Here is a 16899-nt window from a genome sequence, read left to right on the forward strand (position 1 = left end):
AGCTGTCGAGAAATCGACAGCCAACAAATATATATAACCCCTTGTTTACTCCACATACACCGCCGTACCATAAGCCAATATTTCACTGGCGTTTGCCATTATAGCTGACGTTTCTATACGTACACCGATAATCGCATTTGCCCCTTTTTCTTTGGCATGCTCTACCATTCGACCGATTGCTTTCTGGCGAGATTCCGTCATCATATCTGTATATTCCGAGACTTCTCCACCGACAATCGTACGTAATCCGGCAACGATATCTTTTCCAATATGTTTCGATTGGACTGAATTTCCCCTAACAAAACCTTTTAACTCTTTTATTTCTTTACCTGGTATTGTTTCAGTAGTCACGATAATCATTTAATTCATCCTCCTCTTTTCTACGAACGTTTCTTACGATGAAATAGAATATTAGTGGTACCGGTGCTTGAATTAAGGCGATAATACCCCAGAACCAATGATTCATTCCATTTTTCTTTGCATTAGTAAATAAAAAGATACTTTGTGATAATAAAATAATTGCTACTAAGAATAGTAAAAAGAAATCAATATTCGTCATGTCGCACCTTCTCTCTATGTTTTTGGATTTGCAGAAAGGTATAACAGATGACAAGAAGGACTGTAAGACCTTGTAATGTGATAAAGACAACTGGTATTTGGGTTAATGTTGTAAAAAATAAAACAAGAATAAGTGTTGCTATTCCGCTGAATAAGAGTAATTCTCTTCGCCATTTTTTGCTAGCTTCATCCTTTTCTGCGATGACCATTTTTTCAAACCAATCTTCACTAGGAGTAGAGATGGGGTTATTTTCCTCAAACTGTGCAAAAGAACGTTTCATTTCTTTTGAAAAATCTTCTTCATCCTTGTTTGATAGGATTTTCCATTGTTCCTGGGCCTTTCTCATCTTCACCCATCTCCTTTCGAATGGTTTTAATTCCGCGGTGAACTCTAGATTTTACTGTTCCTTCAGCAATTCCAAGCATTTTGCCAATCTCATCATACGCATAGCCATAATAATGTTTTAAAATAATCGGCACTCTTAATTCATCTTCTAATTCACCGAGAGAAGCTAATAAGAAATCCCAATCTTCATTTCGTGACTGTGCCTGCCATTTTAATTTCCGCATATGTTGTGCTTTAAAGGCATCAGCTCGCTTCTGGCGCCTTTTTTGATCGATATATAATTTTGTGCCAATGGATATGAGCCAAGTGGAGAATTTCGATTTCACCTGAAATTGATTTAGTTTTTCAATCGCTTTTGTCATTGTCTCTTGTGCCAAATCCTCAGCTTCTTCTCGATTAAGGGTGAGCTTCATTAAATAATGAACGAGAAGGGGATAACTCTCCTTAAATAAGTGAGCTAACGCCTGGTTATCGCCTTTTTTCGCTGCTTTAATCCATTTTTTCTCTTCCAAACCTTGCCCCCCTTTTCTTTGGATTTACTATTATGACGATTAGTGTTCTCCTTTCGTTCACGAAAAATAAAATTTTTTGAATGGAGATAGAGATTATATCTTGTTATTGCATAGAAGTTATGCGAGTGGATAAATATGTAAATGATTAGAATGTTCAATTATATCCTTATTTTCAATGACATGGACCCTCTGGTGGCATGACTACAGAGGAAAGAGCCAGCAGTATCTAGGCGTGTGTGCTATACAATCTCCATATAAACTTGGGCGGTGGTATCTTTTAAATATGTGTCAGCTTCATCCAATCAATACGGTAATTCTTAAATGAGCGTTTATAGTTAAGACTGAACGCAAAAGATGTTTACGCGCAAAAGAGAAAAGAGGAAGTCAGAGAACTGCGCGTAAATCGTGTATACGCGCAAAAGAGAGAAGAGGAAGTCAGGGAACTGCGCGCAAATCGTGTATACGCGCAAAAGAGAAAAGAGGAAGTCAGAGAACTGCGCGTAAATCGTGTATACGCGCAAAAGAGAAAAGAGGAAGTCAGAGAACTGCGCGCAAATCGTGTATACGCGCAAAAGAGAGCAGGGGAAGTCAGAGAACTGCGCGCAAATCGTGTATACGCGCAAAAGAGAGCAGGGGAAGTCAGAGAACTGCGCGTAAATCGTGTATACGCGCAAAAGAGAAAAGAGGAAGTCAGAGAACTGCGCGTAAATCGTGTATACGCGCAAAAGAGAGAAGAAAAAGTCAGAGAACTGCGCGCAAATCGTGTATACGCGCAAAAGAGAGCAGGGGAAGTCAGGGAACTGCACGCAAATCGTGTTTATGTGCAAAAGAGAGCAGGGGAAGTCAGAGAACTGCGCGCAAATTGTGTATACGCGCAAAAGAGAGCAGGGAAAGTCAGAGAACTGCGCACGATCGTGTTTATGTACAAAAATCACAAGAAAGAAAACAGATGATGTTGGTTTAAACTACCGTAGATAATAGTTGTTGCAAATTCATAAATAATCAAGAGTGTTCATCGTTAGATTGACATTGACGGAAGAAAAGTGCTGCTAAAAAAAGTAAGGAAAAAGATGTGTCTACTCCCCCTCTCAGAAATCCAAAAAGAAAACCTGCCGGTCTCAAGGAGAAAATAGAAGAGAAGATGTTGGTTTGTCTAGCTGCTTTTGGCGCTTTCATTTTGCATGGTTATCTTATGGATATCACGCCGATGTACATGCCACCCTGATTCCTCAGTTCCATCATCGTGCGAAAATCTCCCAAAAAGATATCTTAAAAAAAGGCCCTGAGTTTCCCCCAGAGCCTTTAGATGATTAATATGCTTTTTTCAGAAGGACCTTATTGGCTGTTGTGTAAAGCATGACAACTACTAAGGCACATACGATAAAGGTAGGTAGCATATATGTTCCGTTATATACGAGTGAGTAAAGTGCGACAGGTTGATCTGCCGGAGCATAGGCACCAAATAGGATAATGCCTGATAAATAATGGCATAAGAAGCGTAAGAAACTTCCTAAGAAAACGCCACTAATAACATACATGTTTGCTTTGGCAAATTGGCCGTCTTGATAATTTTGCACAACTTTATTCATATAGATGCCTGCGAGTCCGACAACAGCAAAGGCTACGAAATAGTCAATGATCCAAGAGGCGAAATGAAAAGGAACAGCTCCTGTTAAGATTTGAAGTCCTCCTAATAGTAAGCCCGTTAAGACGCCGCCTTTAACACCCCAACGAAAGGCCATTAAGAAAACCGGTACCATAGCAAGTGAGATGGACCCACCTTGTGGCCAAAATCTCCCCATCAGTAAGCCTGATAAGAAATCAAGTAATAATGCCAAAGCTGCAAATATAGCAATTTCCACCATAAAAAGTGTTTTATTTTGTTTCATGTTTTTCCTCCTTCTCCGAAAAGAGAAGCGAACGAGTAAACCTGTATTACTTTTTTGTCATGAAAAAAAGCAATACATAGGCGGTGATGGATGCCTAGTATTGCTCATATCCAAAACCACGATCCCTACGCTAGCATTATCTAACAGGTTCTTAGGGTCAGAACGAACTCGCTCACTCTCAGCCATATTAGGCTCCCCTTGTGGAAGTATTAAATTTATCCTCGGTTAGAATATACTATGACTTTCATCAGAATTCAAGAATCTTTTTTTGGTAGTAAAAAAACAGATTATTTGTGAAACTTATTCCCTAGATAGTCGTAGAATAATCAAGGAGTGATTGATATGAAGAAGGTTTTTGAAGTAAACCATCATGGAAATCATATATTAATCGAAAATTATTGGATTAACGGAGAAAAGTTGTATGTAAATGGTGAATTACAGGATGAAAATTTAGGTCTAGCATTAAGAGGGGATTTGAAAGGTAAGTTAGAAGATTCAAGTGAAATTAAAGTAACTATTGGCGGTTTCTTTACTGTTAATTGCAAAATATTTCTTGAGAATCGTTTAATTTTTTCATCTTAATAAAACTTACGGGGGTAGAGGGTATGGTCGGTTCAATGGATCCTGATAGGTTTATAGATTATTGGTTAAGAGCAGAGTATAAGGAAATTTACCAAGCCACTTCAAAAGTGTTTCAAGGCATGGTTTCATTATCAGAATTTATTGAGATGAGCGCAGCCTTTAATGAAGGTGTGCGTAGTTATCAACTAATGTCACGGACGAATGTCTTAGGCATTGATCAGTTCGTATGGGTAGATCACTCAAAAGCAAAAGCAGTAGTGGTTGGATTTGATGATAAAAATACAATTGTCAGTTTCTATATGAAACCTTACTTTGTCTTTCCAGAAACAGATAAGGTCTATACAAAGAATGAATACATTATGCCAGTGATGGATGAATGGTTTGTATTCTGGGGTGGTACAAATGAATTTATTAATTACCATTACGTATATGAACATCAAAGGTACGCGTATGATCTATTAAAGGTGAAGGATGGCTCTACATATAATGGTAGACCTGAAAAAAATGAGAGTTATTACGCATTTGCAGAGGAAGTTATCGCCCCTCAAAATGGCAAAGTAATAAAAGTGGTTGATGGTCTCGATGATAATATTCCAGGGCAGATGGATGAAGAACACCCCCCAGGCAACTATATTGTGATAGAGCATGCGCATAAGGAATATAGTATGATTGCTCATTTTAAAAAAGACAGTATCATTGTCCAAGAAGGAGAGGAAGTTCTTCAAAAACAATTACTTGGCAAATGTGGGAACTCGGGTAACTCTTCTGAAGCGCATATCCATTTTCAAATCATGGATTCAGAAGATCTTCATAAAGGAAAATCAGTTCGCATTCGTTTTAAAAATGGTGTAGAACCGATTCAAGGAGAAATCGTAACAAATCATTTAACAAAATACCTTAATCGATTCGAAGAGAAGTTCGACAAGGTTGAAAATACGATGACAATAGCAGACTATGTTTTTGCCGTTCCCAGAGCAATTATCCAGCTTTTTAAATAGAGAAATACAGTTAAATGGAGGTCGCTTGTGCCGGCCTCCTTGCCCACAATTCAATCAAACATTTATTTAAATCGCAAAAAAAGTGGTTTGATAATAATCGTTGCTCTTTTCGTAAGACTCAGTGCGGTTTTTTAACGTATCAACTAATAACTGGATACTGTGATTCAAGTTCGTTCCTTTGATCAACACATAAGAGAAGGAATGTTCTTCTTAAAGCCTTCCAGCTTCTATAGGCCGTATGTCAACTCCTCTTTTATAGTTACCTCGGAAAATAAGGAGCTTCTAAGCTACTTTTTACACTCCTCTTTATTCCTTGTGTAGAGCTGATGAACGTCGATTTGACGCTAATTTGATGTAATTCAATCAGGTGCCTTTTTCGTGCCCTACTCTTGGTCATATAAATCCTCTATCGAATGAAAATGCCTTTCCATATGTGGGTGAACAGAAGGTCAATAAGCAATCTTCTGCAAAGGGGTTCTGGACAAACTCTTTCGCATTGGTTTGCCTTTCCACAAGCCAATATCTACTGCTATGGTGCCTGCCACTATCAATTACTTATTCGCTATTCCCAATTGTAACATGATAAGATAATTGCTCATGAGTGGCTCGTAATTGTGCGATAACACTTGGCAAAATAGCTTTACCAATCGTAAAGCTAGCTCCGATTCGTATGAACCCTGGGGCAACTTGTTTTTTTATGCTAATTATAGAATCGATCTTTCGACACCTCAAAACTGAATAAGTGTTAAACAGAAGGAGAATAAGCTCTAGGTAATGATGATTCTAAATTTAGTCATATGAAACTAAATAAACGTGTGCCGATTGAATATCGACACACGTTCAATGTTCAGCTTTTTATGTTGTCTACGTGACAGGGACAAGACAAAAGATTACGTTTTTTAAACTAACTTCATGGCTAAAGAATCAACATTCTTATTTAGCCATGCTAACTGCTTTGTTGTCAGCCTAGCAATTTTTAAATATTCTTTTGGTAACTTTCCATATGGTTCGTAAAAATTACTGACAGCTAGCTGAAAGAAATACAGATACGGCATATGGAACAAATCGTACTTAGTCAAGGTAAACCACTTTGAATAGTTATCTATATAACGTTTAAGAGCATTAGATTCAATTTTTCCACTCTTAGCAACAGGGTCCGCATAAGCGAAAGACATCATTACTTCCCAACATGCAGGTAAATGACAGGCGTCTGTCCAATCAATTGTATATAATTTTGTTTCCTTACATATGATTTGAGAAGTATAATAATCTCCATGTGAATTAGTACATGTAAACTTAGAATAATCAAACGTATAGTTATTAATTGTATCTAGATACTCTAATCGGTTAATAATATCTTTCATAGTTGTCGTATCGTTTGACTGTTGTGCTTTTTTAAAAGTCTTGAGGTAGGATTTTTTTGCCTTAATAATTTGACCGTTAGTAAATAATTCTTTATTAATCATTCCTGTTTTTAATTTGGGGGTTTGAGATAATACATGTTGAATTTTTCCTAAATTTTGAGCGGATACATCCTTAAACCAGTCAGTTCCATTATTTAAGTCATAAATTTCCCCATCTATATATTCTTGTAAGTGGTATTTTTCCCCGTTTATGGAGAATGAATAAGTTCCTTGATTAGATTTAATAACTTGTGCTACAGGAATTTCGTTTTCGTAAAGGTACTTAACCAATTTGCCTTCTATTTCGGTATCTTGAATATAGGAAGGAATACGTTTTAGAACGTAACTTCCTTTAGATGTATTTAAATAATAGGTTGCAGATATATTATGATCGGTAAGTTGTGTCATGTGAGTAATTTTTAAATCGAACTGTTCGTTCAGTATATCTTTCATTATATAAAAGTTCATTAATTACACTCTCCTCGATGAATTATTTTTGAGAAAAGCTATGAACCAGACTTAAACATAAGTTATTCAAACAAAAATCCTCCTTCATTAATCTGATTAATATTCTATAAAGCATATAGAGTAATATCAAGTAAAACAAAACGGTAATAACTAAGTTATTTCCTCTAGATAGTTTCTTTAAACATAGTTATAGTTTTTATATTAGTCTGCTCTGGTTGGTTGATAGTTACTTTATTTCTTTAAATAAAGGGAATTCTTCTAGTTATGTTGCTAAAGGGGTAGAATAGTGACAATTGATTGATAAAAAGAGAAGACCCCAATCTTTTATAGAATGGGGTCGATTTTTACTCGTTTTTAATTAAAGGAGTTAATTCGCTTTTTTTGTGCAGTAAAGTCAACGTATGCATCGCTCTAGTTGCTGCGATATATAATAAGCCTTTGTCAAATTTAGATTTATATACATCAGCATTTGCAAAAGGAATGAGTACCTCATCAAATTCCAATCCTTTAGCTAATTGGATTGTTGTTACGGTTATCCCTTGCTCAAATGTTTCACTGGTATCACTTAGTTTATTAAGTGTAAAAAACTGTTTTAGTTCATCATAAATTTGATTTACTTGTGCTTCACTTTTACAGATGATACCTAAACGATTAAACGAGTTATTTTGGAACTGGATGATTAATCTTTGTAATTGATCAATCAAAGAATGCTGGTTTGTATACGATATAATTTCTGGTTTTTCTCCATGGCGATCAATTGCTTCGATGGAGTAATCCGGCATAAACTGCTTCGCAAAAGCGATAATTTCATAAGAGGATCGATAACTTTTTTTCAGTTCTACAAATTCCATTCTATCAAATATGTTACTGAAGGATTGATCGGAATTTAAACTAAAAGGATTCAACATTTGACCAAAATCACCTAAGATTGTTTTCTTGCACCTAAATATTTTATTGATTACAGCGTAATGAACGGGACTGTAATCTTGCATTTCATCAATAACTAAATGCTTAACTAAGTTAAACGACTCGATGCCCTCAAAATAGTAGATACAATATATATATGGAAAGACATCTTGATATTCTAGTCTTTCTTTATTCCAATTTAGTGCATCAGCATTATTTATCACATTAAAGAAATGTATATAAATAGATTGGGCATCACTAAATTTTAAATAGCTGCTAAGTCTTTTTTTTAAGTCTATTTTGGAAGGGATGTTTTTAATTTCTGCTGCTTTACTCTTCTTTAAAATGTCCAAGACATCATTAGATAACTCATCCAACCGTTGTTTTACTGGGAGGTTATTATAACTATGGAATCTTGATAAAAGGTATTCCTTTGTTATGATCGTATCACCAAAATGCATATTTTCATCCGGTTGGAAGATGTTTGAATCAATATTCTTTATATAATTGCTCAATTGCTTAAAAAAAGCTAATGAGGATTTTAGTTTTACTCGAAGCGTATAGTTAGAATGAGGTTCCTCTATGATTCTTTTGGTTTGTTCGTATAAAGATTCAGCTTTTATATTATTTGGAAGAAGAGCTGTGGCAATATCATCAAATGTCTGTTCACGAACTGGGTCTTCACCCAGTTCAGGCAAAACATTTGCTATAAAATCAGCAAATATTTTATTCGGTGATATGATTGTGATCTGATCAGACGATAGCTTTTCTTTGTGCTTGTAAAGCAAGTAGGCAATGCGATGCAGAGCAATGGCTGATTTTCCTGAACCAGCAACTCCTTGAATGACGAGAGTATGAGCAGATTCATTTCGTACAATCTTATTTTGTTCTTTCTGTATGGTTGATATAATTGTTTTCATTCGATCATCAGACGTTGTACTCAATTCTCTTTGAAGGACATCATCTTGGATAGTCATAGAGCTCTCTAATGCATACTGCAATTGCTGATCCTTAATTTTATACTGTCTTTTTCGGCTGATTTCCCCATGTATCATACCAACCTGTGCTTCATAAGCAGCTTGCCCAAGTTCGTATTCATAATACATACTCGATATCGGTGCTCGCCAATCGTAAATTAATATATCGTTATCTCGATCAGCTAGGTTGAACTTTCCAATATAAAATTCTTCTACCTCATCGCCATCCTCAAATTTAAAATCGATACGACCAAAATAAGGTGATTCTAAAAGCTTTTTTACTTTATTTAATTGACTATAGTAAAAGTCAATTGTTTTATCAATATTAGTCATAGACCGATAATTTTGGTACATCTCCATCGGATCAGCAGTAAACTCGGATAAATAATGCTTTAAATCATGATAATCTGCATCGTCTTTTTTAATTTTATGATTGATGTAATCTTTTTCTTCTTCCAAATGACTAATCATTTCTTTTAATCGTATACTTTCTTCCTGGAATATATCAGATGTCATTATAGCACTCCTTTCTTATACTTAAGTTTTCATAAATATAGTGTAACTGGCTTAATCATGTATCTCTCCTTGTTGGTATAAAACCATTTCCTGAGTAGGATAACCAAATTCAGTCAGAAGTTCTGCTTCTCTAAAACCTAGTTGAATTAATGCATTTCGGTAGCCTAGGTCAGCTTTATCTCCTTTTCTAAAAGACGTGATGTGGACTTTTTCGTAATTTGCCAAATCGGTCATCTTTATAAAAAGATGTATAATCTCTGGTTTATCATATAAAGGATGAACCCCCAGGAAATCAATTCCCCCATTTATGTGGGAAATCAACATATTTCCAATGATTAATCCATTTTCTATCATGATGAAGGCACGTCTGTCAGCAATGTATGTTTGAAGTACCTTTCTATGCTCTGCTTCTTGCAAGTGAGGAAAGCCATCAATTACGAGGCTTACAAAAGCCATCCAAGATGGTACATCATCCTTGGTAGCTTCTTTAATTATTCGTAAGTTCTCTAATTCTTTATTGTTACTCGTCTGAGTCCATTCATGATTAAATTGGAATCGTAACTGTAATGGATAATAGTCTTTTTCCTCACGGTATTGAAGGGGTGATTTCTTATACATTGCTTTAAATATAGTGGTAAATGCTTGCTGACTCTCGTAACCAGCAACCAATGCGATTTCTAGAATAGACTTATCGGAGAATACAAGCATCTTTGCTGCCTCAGTTAACTTTCTTCGCTGTACATAATCATGAATAGTCATACCTACTGTTTGTGAAAATACCCTATGCAGATAATACTTCGAATAATGCAAGGCATGTGCAACAAGTGCTAGGTTCATTTTCTCTGATAGATGAGCTTCGATATAATCAATGGTATCCATAATTAGATTCACTTTTTTCAAAGCTTGACCCTCCCTCACAAATAATAACAAGAAAACCTAAAGATCTTTTCATTATTCTTGCTCTTTTCTTACACATATACTAGCGGATGCCAGCAATATTATATTTAAATATGACAATGAAGGGAGAGTAATATACATTTAGTATTGGAAATGAGGGAATTTATACGGATAACAAACTATTTTTTTGTTGATAGCTCATACTATCATTACAATGTTAGGTGGAATTCAGAAGTTTACTTATATATTGAAATAACTATCACCTTAAAATGGACAATGCTTAAAAAGAGGTGGTTTGGTCGAGTAGAAAAGGAACGAATAGAACCTGTCACTTGTTCCATTCATCCCATTTAATCAAACGTTTGTTTAAATACTAAGCTTCAGTACCATATTTCAACGTATTGACCAATAATTGCGTATTGCGATTAAGGTTTGTCCCTTTGGTCAGGATATAAGAAAAGGCTCGTTTTGCATAAAGGCCATCTATCGGTACAATCTTCAATAGACCGTATGTTAATTCCTCTTGTATGGTTGCCTCGGATAGTAAGGCGAGTCCTAGTCCACTTTTTACGCTACTTTTTATTCCTTGGGTAGAGCTGATGATGAAGGTGGATTTGACTCTAATTTGATGAGATTCGATTAGATGGTCAAATGATTGCCTTGTCCCCGAACCTTCTTCACGGATAATCCATTCTTGATCATGCAAATCTTCTATCGAATGAAAATTTCCTTCATAGGCAGGTGAACAGACAATCACTAAACGATCTTCTGCGAAGGGTGTTTGGACCACCTCTCTTGCATAGGTTTGCCCTTCCACTAAACCGATATCTACTTCTAACCGCCTCACACTATTAATCATCTGATCTGAATTACCAATCGTCACATGGAAGGATAACTGCTCATGAGTTGCTTGTAATTGTGCGATCACGCTCGGCAAAATGTATTCACCAATTGTAAAACTAGCTCCGATTCGTATGAGTCCTGAGGCAACTTGTTTTTTCTCATATAATGTTTCTTTAAGCTGTTGATACACATCCCATATTTTTAAGCCTTGATTATAAAAAAGTTCCCCTTCTGCTGTTAAGTGGACTTTTTTTGTTGTGCGCTGAATGAGTGAGGTCGCAAATTCATTTTCCAGGTTTTTTATATGGACACTAACGGTTGGTTGAGATAACGCCCTTTGTTTAGCTGTTTTTGTAAAATTTTTCTCGCGTGCGAGGACAAGAAACGTCTCAAGTTCCTCCATATGCATGATAACCACCCCATTTATTAATAAAATGAATAAGTATTATTATATATATTTATTTCCAAAATAAAAAGGACAAAACTATACTGTAATAGAGAAAGGGGAGGCAGCAATGGATTTAAAGTCATCTTTGAGAACAGGCTCCTTTTATTTTGGAATAGGAACGACATTGATTATTGCAATTATGGCTGGCCTTCTCGCCAAACTACCTTACCTGACGATAATCGGTCATCTTGTTTTAGCCATTTTGCTAGGTATAATTTGGTCTCATACGATTGGTTGGAACCGTTCATATAAAGTCGGTGTTGATTTTTCTAGTAAAAAATTATTAAGACTAGGCATTATCTTGTTAGGTTTGCGCCTTAATTTATCCGATTTAGCTCATGCAGGTGTAAGTACTTTTCTTTATGCGGCATTCTTATTATGTGTCACCCTCATAGCAGTTTATAGCTTCGCTAGGATGCTTCGTGTGGATAAGACATTAAGTTTATTAACGGCATGTGGTACGGCGATTTGTGGTGCGGCTGCGATTGTGGCGATTGCATCTGTTGTCAGAGCGAAGGAAAGTGTGACTGCTGTCAGTGTCGGTGTGATTGCTGTGCTTGGTACGCTATTCACGTTACTTTATACATTTCTTTATCCGATTTTACCAATAACCGATTACCAATATGGTATGTTAACTGGAGGCACCTTGCATGAGATTGCGCACGTTGTTGCTGCTTCTTCTGTTGGTGGTGTGGAGGCAGAGAATATCGCCATCATCGTTAAACTAACAAGAGTCATTTTACTTGTACCAGTGGCCATTCTTATCGGCTATTATATGAAGAAGCGGGAAAGTCAAGAGAGCGCAACAAAGAACAAGTTACCTATTCCTTGGTTTATTTTCGGTTTTCTCGCAATGAGCGCCATCAATACGTTGGGGTGGTTGCCGACTGAACTTGTTCAATGGCTTATTAGTGGATCATATTTATTATTAGCAATGGCAATGGCGGGCTTAGGGCTAAATGTAGAACTCTCCGCTTTTAAGAAAATGGGCCTGCAGATTTTTTATGCGGCATTACTTGGTACGATACTGCTTGTTTTATTAGGATTTATCATTATTTTTATGATGTAAAGGGTCACATGAAGTGTGGCTCTTTTTTTTGTTCCATTGTATGATAATAAGAATATATTTCCATTTTATATGTATGAAGGAGTAAGTATGAAAAGTATATACCTCGCTATCGTTTTAAGCGTATTAGTTCTCATCGGTTGTGAAAAGGGAGAGCCGATGGTGTTATTGAACGAGCCAATTAAAGCTATTCATTTTTCACCATCAAAAGGCGTGGGTGAAATAAATGAAACCATCCTTTTTTCTATCAAAGAAGATGCAGACATAAAAACAGTGGAAAAAGTCATTTTAACAGCTGTAAAAGAGCCAACAGTAATAAATGAAAGACTGCCAGATTATGATGTAATGGTTGAGTATAAAAAGGGTTTGCCTACTCATGCCATTCATTTATGGGTAGGAGAACAAGATGAACCTAGTATTCTCATGTATATGGTTAATGATGGGGAGACGTATTTGACCACAGGCGACATGACGAATGTGTTAAGGGAGATGCTTAAGAAATGATTATAAACGAACAAGAGCAAAAAATAATAGAATGGACCAGATTCAAGTTCGGCTTAGCTCATTATGATTTATGTCGTAGTAGTTACAGTCGCCGTGTAACACTTTTTAATGAAACAGTTTACCAATATTGTATGGAGTGGTTTCCTAAAGAGGCAGGTATTGTTGAGGAAAATTTAAATCCTGAGGGAACGGCAGTAATTACGATCGATTTGCAAACAAATAAGGTAGAATCCGCTATTTTTGTGGAAGGGAAAACATATGCAAAGCATGGTGTTGTCTTTCAACAGCGGGATGTAGAAAGCATTATCAAATGGATAGAAGCGGAAACGAATTTAATATATGGTAGGCATTTTCAACTGGATTCCCATAATGAGGAGGAGTATTCTTTTAAAGGATCTTATAAAGGGATGGACGTTTCCCCGTCTGGTTATATTGAACTGAAAGTAAATAGAGATGGGGATTTGATTTTTTATAGCATTCATGGTTATTTTCCAACAGATGAATGGGTGGAAGAAGAGGAATATACATTGACCGTTGAGCAAGTGGAAAAAAACGCACAGGCGCAAATCAGGTTGATACATGATCCTTCCTTTGAAGAGGAAAAAATCCAAGCTATTTATGGTATAGAGGAAATTTATGTAACCAATGATCTTTCTAAAACGATTCCTTATGAAGGTTTTGCGACTGGGATTGGGCAGATAGAAGTGCAAGAAGTATTGAATTGGACAGAGCCGTTACAAACACCCTTTGCTAGAAAAGAAATGGAATGGATAGAAGATATCTCAGCAAAACAGGCATTCACGAATGAACCTAGTGCTGATACTGTACCGATTAATAAAAGTGAAGTAACTGCTTATATTGACGTCGTTCAAACGTTTTTAAGACAAGTATACCCAGAGTATTCAGGGGAATGGTTATTAACTTCTTTCAATCGGGATATTGGTTATATTCACGCAAATTTAAAAGGAAGTAAGAGCCACTCGTTTGTTTTCCAGCGGAAACTGAAAGTCTTTATCGATCCCCGTTCGCTCGAGGTGATTAATTATATAGACAACCAGATATTAAGTGATCAATTTAAATCGTATGATGGCCCGGAAGAGGTTGTCCTTTCAAAAGAAGAAGCCTATGAAAAAATCAAAGAATTCATTGTGTTAAAACCTTGTTATGTGTATGACTTTGATAAACGAAAATATATTTTAAGTGCAATGATTGATAGTTTGTATGGGGTTGATGCCAATACCGGTGAAGTTTTCTTGTTGGCGGATAGGAAGTGAGGGAGGGGTGGATTTAGTAACAAGATTGCGAGATCGAGGAGTAAAAGTAACCGAGATACCGAAATGGGGTCCTTATTTACAATATCGCTGGGAGCAGTCATTTGCTAGTCACTTGAATAAGAGTGAAGAAGAAGAGATTCATTTATATGATAAAGGGAGAATTTGTGGGTTTCTATGGCACGTTTTTAGTTATGAGACAGTCGCTTGTCTAGAAGGAGAACAGGCTAGAGGTAGGTTAGATCAAATGAAAAATATGTCTTGTTATATATTTTACGAGATGGAGGATACTGCGTATATCATTGATCGGGTAACATCACTCAAGGCGATTGATTTCGAGAGAGAAAGTGATATTTATGTTTTGGATGTTGATTTTACTTGGACATATATAAGGACACATGAATCCCCGTGGTACGGTCCTTATTTTTATCATCATAAAGAGGTTGAGAGAAGATGACTTATAAACTGGTATTCTTTGATGTGGATGGTACGATAACGAGTGAAAAAGATGGGAGTATACCACCAACAACTAAGGTAGCGATTAGAAGACTGATGGAGAAAGGTATACACGTTGTTGCGGCTACTGGTAGACCATTATCCATGTGTGAAGAGTTGCGGGAAATAGGAATAGAGACATTTATAACAGCTAACGGAGGGTATGCCAAGCATCAACAGACGGTCATACATAAGATTCCATTTAATAAAGAGAGATTAATAGACGTGATGAACTTTGCAGAAAAAATGAAACATGGTTTAACTTTTTATACTGAATCCCTTTATATGAATGGTGTCAAAGAAGAAGCTATTCTTACAGCACTTAATGAGACTTTATCTCTTGCTGATTATCCGAGTACACAGCCTGCTATTCTTGAGGAAGAGGTATATCTTTTATGTTTATTTGCGAATGATAGAGTAGTAGATATTTATCGGCAAACGTTTCCTTATTTAATGTTTAAGAGGTGGCACCCTTATATCTTAAATGTAGTTGAAAAAGAGGTATCTAAGTATGTAGCAATAAAAGAAGTATTAGCCTATTTCAATGTGTACCCCCATGAAACAATTGCTTTTGGCGATGGCGACAATGACATTGATATGGTGAAACTTGTTGGGCTAGGAATTGCGATGGGGAATGGTAGCCAAGGCGTTAAGACTGCTGCGGATTATGTGACTTCTAGGGCAAGTGAAGGAGGGATTTATGAGGCATTAAAGAAGTTCAATATTTTATAAGAAGGAGGTTCGTTATGAAGGAGAATATATATGATCAAGCATCCTTTTTTGAAAAATATAGCCAAATGACACGATCGGTAAAAGGCTTAGAAGGAGCTGGAGAATGGCAAACATTAAAAGGTATGCTGCCGACCTTTCAGGATAAAACCGTCTTAGATTTAGGTTGTGGTTTCGGTTGGCATTGCCGATTCGCGGCAGAGCATGGAGCTAAATCAGTTGTGGGAGTAGACATTTCTGAAAAAATGATCTCGAAAGCAAAAACAATGTCACAAGACTATGAAAATGTTACATATATTCGATCCACAATAGAGGATATGCAAATAAAGGAGAGGCATTATGATGTGATAGTAAGTTCGCTTGCCCTACACTATGTACCTGACTTTGAAGAAGTGGCTAATAATGTTCATAAGGGATTGGTAAAAGGAGGACAATTTATTTTTTCTGTAGAACATCCTATTTTTACAGCACAAGGTAGTCAAGATTGGTTCTATGATGCACAGCAAGAGGTTTCTCATTTTCCTGTCGACCATTATTTCTTTGAAGGAGAAAGACAAACAACCTTTTTGGGAGAAAAAGTAACGAAATACCATAAAACTTTGACTACTTATCTTGATGGCTTACTAAAGCAAGGTTTTCAAATCACAAGAGTAGTGGAACCAAAGCCACCAGAACATATGATGCATACAGAGGAAATGAAGAATGAAATGAGAAGACCCATGATGATCATTATTTCGGCGACTAAATACGAGTAGCTTAATATCAATGATGGTTGGTTGTTGAAGAAAGGAGTAGATGAATTGGTCGTTTCAAGAAATTATTCTCTTAACCAGTTTTATGAGATTCCGCCATATACGTACAATCCGGTAGCAGGAGCTTTATATATGGGGTTGAAATTATGACGGAGTTCCAACTTTGTCATAGAATAAAGGAACTCATGTCGGGATTTGATAAACCGTGGTTTATTGCGGGTGGTTGGGCGATTGATTTGCATATCGGTCAAAAGACTAGAGAACATAAAGATATTGAAATCGCTGTATTTCGTCATGATCAAGCGCATGTAAAAAATCACCTTAAACAATGGAGGCTTCAGAAAGTGGTGAATGGTGAACTAGTTATTTGGGAAGGAGAAAACTTACAGCGACCGATTCATGAAATTCATTGCCAGAATGTGATAAATGGTACTTCTTTAGAGGTATTGTTGAATGAAATCCAACATAACGATTGGATCTTTAGAAGAGATGAGCGTATTCGTTATTCATTTGAAAAAATGAAGTCCGTACACATAGAAGATATTCCATATTTGAGCCCCGAAGTGGTGTTGTTATATAAAGCGAAAGATACGAGAGCGAAAGATCAAGAGGACTTTCTTCGAGTCGTCGATTTCCTATCTTCTGAAGAAAAGAAATGGCTACAAACGGCGATGCAATTACATATGCCATATCATAAGTGGTTAGAATTACTGTAAGATACTGAAATACACTTACTTAA

The 16899-nt window shown here is 36.3% G+C and carries 20 protein-coding genes and 1 riboswitch; of the genes, 11 read left to right on the top strand and 9 right to left on the bottom strand.

Going from position 1 to position 16899, the window contains the following annotated elements; genetic code table 11:
- Positions 1-45: 45 nt before the first annotated feature.
- The 4 genes from MHI57_RS16760 to sigY are packed head-to-tail and all read right to left on the bottom strand — an operon-like array spanning position 46 to position 1416.
- Entirely contained in the window at positions 46-360 is a 315-nt protein-coding gene (locus MHI57_RS16760) for a YbjQ family protein (protein ID WP_340977359.1), read from the bottom strand.
- Positions 341-559 carry a hypothetical protein gene (locus MHI57_RS16765; RefSeq protein ID WP_095371001.1) on the bottom strand — a complete coding sequence of 73 codons (219 nt, stop codon included), beginning with the start codon at positions 557-559 and terminating at the stop codon, positions 341-343. Before MHI57_RS16765 ends, MHI57_RS16760 begins: the two co-directional genes overlap by 20 nt.
- On the bottom strand, positions 546-905 hold the full coding sequence (locus MHI57_RS16770; protein ID WP_307315724.1) for a YxlC family protein: 360 nt from the start codon (positions 903-905) through the stop codon (positions 546-548). Before MHI57_RS16770 ends, MHI57_RS16765 begins: the two co-directional genes overlap by 14 nt.
- Complete coding sequence (sigY, locus tag MHI57_RS16775) at positions 859-1416, bottom strand: RNA polymerase sigma factor SigY (protein WP_322910257.1); 558 nt, start codon at positions 1414-1416, stop codon at positions 859-861. Before sigY ends, MHI57_RS16770 begins: the two co-directional genes overlap by 47 nt.
- 711 nt (positions 1417-2127) lie before the next feature.
- On the opposite strand from sigY, the gene MHI57_RS16780 reads away from it, so the two are divergent.
- Entirely contained in the window at positions 2128-2394 is a 267-nt protein-coding gene (locus MHI57_RS16780; RefSeq protein WP_157733826.1) for a hypothetical protein, read from the top strand.
- Between the two features lie 332 nt (positions 2395-2726).
- Here MHI57_RS16780 and thiT read toward each other — a convergent pair whose 3' ends face one another.
- A complete protein-coding gene (gene thiT, locus MHI57_RS16785) occupies positions 2727-3305 on the bottom strand; it encodes an energy-coupled thiamine transporter ThiT (protein WP_095370997.1) in 579 nt (192 codons plus the stop codon).
- A 104-nt stretch (positions 3306-3409) separates the two neighbouring features.
- A riboswitch (TPP riboswitch) is annotated at positions 3410-3514 on the bottom strand.
- Between the two features lie 133 nt (positions 3515-3647).
- On the opposite strand from thiT, the gene MHI57_RS16790 reads away from it, so the two are divergent.
- A complete protein-coding gene (locus MHI57_RS16790; protein ID WP_340977363.1) occupies positions 3648-3887 on the top strand; it encodes a hypothetical protein in 240 nt (79 codons plus the stop codon).
- Between the two features lie 23 nt (positions 3888-3910).
- Complete coding sequence (locus MHI57_RS16795; RefSeq protein WP_340977364.1) at positions 3911-4885, top strand: M23 family metallopeptidase; 975 nt, start codon at positions 3911-3913, stop codon at positions 4883-4885.
- Between the two features lie 899 nt (positions 4886-5784).
- On the opposite strand, the gene MHI57_RS16800 is transcribed toward MHI57_RS16795, so the two are convergent.
- From MHI57_RS16800 to MHI57_RS16815, 4 genes are all read right to left on the bottom strand, one after another.
- On the bottom strand, positions 5785-6756 hold the full coding sequence (locus MHI57_RS16800; protein WP_095370994.1) for a phosphotransferase: 972 nt from the start codon (positions 6754-6756) through the stop codon (positions 5785-5787).
- 344 nt (positions 6757-7100) lie between these two features.
- Positions 7101-9155: a HelD family protein gene (locus tag MHI57_RS16805; RefSeq protein WP_322910260.1), complete on the bottom strand. Its 2055-nt coding sequence runs from the start codon at positions 9153-9155 to the stop codon at positions 7101-7103.
- A gap of 51 nt (positions 9156-9206) precedes the next feature.
- Positions 9207-10046 (bottom strand): helix-turn-helix domain-containing protein, encoded by an 840-nt coding sequence (locus tag MHI57_RS16810; RefSeq protein WP_233435361.1) that lies wholly within the window; start codon positions 10044-10046, stop codon positions 9207-9209.
- A 379-nt stretch (positions 10047-10425) separates the two neighbouring features.
- Positions 10426-11304 carry a LysR family transcriptional regulator gene (locus MHI57_RS16815; RefSeq protein WP_095370991.1) on the bottom strand — a complete coding sequence of 293 codons (879 nt, stop codon included), beginning with the start codon at positions 11302-11304 and terminating at the stop codon, positions 10426-10428.
- Between the two features lie 106 nt (positions 11305-11410).
- On the opposite strand from MHI57_RS16815, the gene MHI57_RS16820 reads away from it, so the two are divergent.
- From MHI57_RS16820 to MHI57_RS16855, 8 genes are all read left to right on the top strand, one after another.
- The gene (locus MHI57_RS16820) at positions 11411-12412 is read left to right on the top strand and encodes a YeiH family protein (protein WP_095370990.1); all 1002 of its coding nucleotides are present in this window, start codon (positions 11411-11413) and stop codon (positions 12410-12412) included.
- Between the two features lie 87 nt (positions 12413-12499).
- On the top strand, positions 12500-12913 hold the full coding sequence (locus MHI57_RS16825; protein ID WP_095370989.1) for a hypothetical protein: 414 nt from the start codon (positions 12500-12502) through the stop codon (positions 12911-12913).
- On the top strand, positions 12910-14187 hold the full coding sequence (locus tag MHI57_RS16830; RefSeq protein WP_340977365.1) for a hypothetical protein: 1278 nt from the start codon (positions 12910-12912) through the stop codon (positions 14185-14187). The genes MHI57_RS16825 and MHI57_RS16830 overlap by 4 nt, the downstream gene beginning before the upstream one ends.
- A 7-nt stretch (positions 14188-14194) precedes the next feature.
- The gene (locus MHI57_RS16835) at positions 14195-14641 is read left to right on the top strand and encodes a DUF4275 family protein (protein WP_340977366.1); all 447 of its coding nucleotides are present in this window, start codon (positions 14195-14197) and stop codon (positions 14639-14641) included.
- On the top strand, positions 14638-15411 hold the full coding sequence (locus tag MHI57_RS16840; RefSeq protein WP_328200342.1) for a Cof-type HAD-IIB family hydrolase: 774 nt from the start codon (positions 14638-14640) through the stop codon (positions 15409-15411). The genes MHI57_RS16835 and MHI57_RS16840 overlap by 4 nt, the downstream gene beginning before the upstream one ends.
- Before the next feature lie 14 nt (positions 15412-15425).
- Positions 15426-16163 carry a class I SAM-dependent methyltransferase gene (locus MHI57_RS16845; RefSeq protein ID WP_328200339.1) on the top strand — a complete coding sequence of 246 codons (738 nt, stop codon included), beginning with the start codon at positions 15426-15428 and terminating at the stop codon, positions 16161-16163.
- A gap of 24 nt (positions 16164-16187) precedes the next feature.
- A complete protein-coding gene (locus tag MHI57_RS16850) occupies positions 16188-16310 on the top strand; it encodes a hypothetical protein (RefSeq protein WP_328200337.1) in 123 nt (40 codons plus the stop codon).
- A complete protein-coding gene (locus MHI57_RS16855) occupies positions 16307-16876 on the top strand; it encodes a nucleotidyltransferase domain-containing protein (RefSeq protein ID WP_340977370.1) in 570 nt (189 codons plus the stop codon). Before MHI57_RS16850 ends, MHI57_RS16855 begins: the two co-directional genes overlap by 4 nt.
- Positions 16877-16899 lie beyond the last annotated feature (23 nt).

The sequence above is a fragment of the Cytobacillus sp. FSL K6-0129 genome (genome assembly GCF_038007625.1).
In the GTDB taxonomy this organism is placed as follows: Bacteria; Bacillota; Bacilli; order Bacillales; family Cytobacillaceae; genus Cytobacillus; species Cytobacillus kochii.